A 2696-nucleotide genomic window follows, 5' to 3' on the forward strand; every position below is an offset into this window, starting at 1 on the left:
GACCCGCCGCCTGCCGACATCGACGTGTACGGCGTCGACGTCTACCCGTCCGAGGTGCGCGCCGGGGAGCCGTTCAAGGTGTCGGGGGACCGTCACCGATGGATCAGCGGACGTTGACGAACACCGGGTTCGAGTAGAACCACAGGTCGTCCCACGGGCTCTCCTTGCCGTCCGCGGCCGTCTCGAGCTCGTCGGTGCTCGTCCCGCGCACCCGGGCGTACAGGTCGCCCTCGACGTTCTTGATCGTGTGCTTGATGACGAAGTCCTTGCCCGAGCGGTGCCAGTCCGACCGGCCGAAGCGGGCGACGACCTTCGTCGTCGGGTTGGTGTCGGAGTTCGGGTCCGCGGCCAGGCCCGTGATGCGGCCGACGATCAGGTCGACCCGGCGGACCGTCGGGCGGTCGCCATTGCCGTTGACGCCGTCCAACTCGCGGAACCGGATCTCGATCTCCACGTCGTTGCGGTTCTTGCGGCTGACCGTGAGCGTCTCACCGACGTTCGCCGAACCGCCGCGGTTGCTCGCGGTCACTTCCAGCGCGCTGACCAGGTCGCCGGTGACGACCCAGATGCGGCCGTTGCGCAGCGCGTCCATGATGTCCGCGTAGTCCTGCCGCGCGTACACGTAGGTCTTGCTGTACTCGCCCGGCCAGAAGTCCGAGCCGCCGCGGGTCCAGTGCACGTGCGAGTCCGAGGTGGCGGTGATCCACCACTTGCGGCCCTCGCCGAGCAGCGAGTCCCACAGGCCACCGACGCGGGCGGTCATCTGGTCGAAGCCGCCGTAGGTCGGGTGGCTGCCGTAGCCGCCGCGGGCGCCGCCGTTGAGCGGACCCGCCTGGTGGCCGGGCGCGCCCTCGAATCCGATGTAGACGTCCGGGGCCGCGTTGTTGCCGGCCCGGAACTCGCGCGGCGTGTCCTGGCCGTAGACGCCAAGGCCCGTGGCCGAGCGGGCGGCGTGGTGCGCGATGACGATCGGCTTCTGGCGGTGCGAGGCGGCCGACTTGAGGAACTCGACGAACTTCGCCTCGGTGTCCCGCGACGGGTCGGTCGGGAACGCGTCGAACTTGTTGAACCGGCTCTCCAGCTCGAAGAGCAGCTTCGCCTCGTCGTCGTGCCGCGGGATCATCAGCGTGTGGTGGTCCATCTGCGGGGTGTCGAACTCCATGCCCCAGAACTGCAGCACCTCGGGTACGAGCTTGCGCGAGCGCAGCAGGTCGGGGTACGCCTGCTCCAGGTTGACCTTGGAATGCGTCGGTCCACCGTGGTCGGTGCACATCGCCCAGGTCAGGCCGAAGTTCTTGGCCATGATGGCGTTGGTGACGATCGGGTATACCGCGTCGGCGCCCTTGTGGAACACCGGCGGGTTGACGGAGGTGTCGAACTCGCCGCTGTACTCCGAGTGGATGTGGTGGTCACCGGCGCGCCAGGCGCGGCCACCGGTCGAGCCACCGCCGTGGCCCTTGCCGGTGGCCGCAGCGGCGGCACTGCCGACCAGCGGGCCGGCGGCGACGATGGTCGCGCCGACGCCGGCGTACTTGACTAGCTGCCGGCGCGAATAGCCCGTGGCTTCGCGCTCCTCGGCATTTGACATGGTGGTACGGCCTTTCGATGGGGTACGACCTCGGCGTGCGTCCTGAGCCTTGGAGGCAGCTGTGAACCCGCGGTGAACGTGCCGCGCACGTGCCGCGAACTCCTAACCTCGATAGGAGTTGGGCCTCAGCCAATCCAGACGCATCGGACGGCGGCGGGCCACCAGCCGTCGAGCACCAGCGCGCCGACCGGCAGCAGGGCCAGCGCCACCAGCGCCGCCGCGACCAGGATCCCGGCGGGTGCGCCGAGCCGCTGCGGCGGTGCGAGCAGCCGGCGCAGCCGTTCCACGGTGTCGCCGCCGGCCGCACCGACCAGCCCGACCGGCGCCGTCGCGCCGGACGCCATCGTGACCAGCGCGCCCGCGAGCGCCGCACGGCCGTGGACCCGCGCGGCCACGTCGTCGGCACGCAGCTCGACCAGGCGGCCGACCTGGTCGCGGGCGACCCGCAGCAGGCGCACCCAGGGCAGGGCACGGGCGGCCAGCCACACCAGGTCCAGCAGCAGCTGGTGCCGGCCGCCGGCGTGTGCCCGCTCGTGCGCGACGACGGCGTCGAGCTGGGCCGGGGTGAGCTGGGCGAGCGCGCCGCTGGTCACCACCAGCCGCCGGTCGGGCGCCACGTACGCGCCGGGTCGCGGATGTTCGATGACCGTGCCGCCGAGGGCCGGAGCCGGCCACCCGGCCAGCGTGAGCAGGTCCCGGTGCCGGCGCCGGGCGGCGCGCTGGGAGCGCAGCGCACGGGCGCCGCGGACCAGCGCGATCGCGGCGATCGCGGCGACGCCGAGCGCCACGCCGTCGCCGGTGACGCGCAGCGCGAGCAGCGCGGCGGGGGAGTCGGGGTGGACGCACCAGAACAGCAGGGCACAGACCATCGGCGGCGTGGGCAGCAGCGCGATGACGCCGACGGTCAGCACGCTGGCGGCGACCGTGCCGAGCAGCGCGCACCAGACGGCCAGCGCGAGCCGCGGCGCCCGGCGCACCCACCCGGCGGTGGGCAGCCAGCGGGTGCCGACGAAACCGAGCAGCAGGGCCAGGCCGAGCAGGTTCGCGGCCCTGGCGGGCATCGCCGTGTCCAACGTGCTGCTGCCGATGATGGTCAAACAGCACTTCC

At 72.4% G+C, this 2696-nt stretch carries 2 protein-coding genes; both read right to left on the reverse strand.

Going from position 1 to position 2696, the window contains the following annotated elements:
* Positions 1-103: 103 nt before the first annotated feature.
* Entirely contained in the window at positions 104-1588 is a 1485-nt protein-coding gene (locus AB0H87_RS40310) for a phosphoesterase (protein WP_360158646.1), read from the reverse strand.
* 125 nt (positions 1589-1713) lie between these two features.
* On the reverse strand, positions 1714-2696 hold a 983-nt coding region (locus AB0H87_RS40315; RefSeq protein ID WP_360158649.1), incomplete at its 5' end, for a M56 family metallopeptidase.

This window comes from Asanoa sp. NPDC050611 (genome assembly GCF_040654855.1).
GTDB lineage: Bacteria > Actinomycetota > Actinomycetes > Mycobacteriales > Micromonosporaceae > Asanoa.

Bases quoted from the DNA above. Each gene is read 5' to 3' on its own strand.
- AB0H87_RS40310 (WP_360158646.1), bottom strand. From the start codon at position 1,588: ATGTCAAATGCCGAGGAGCGCGAAGCCACGGGCTATTCGCGCCGGCAG.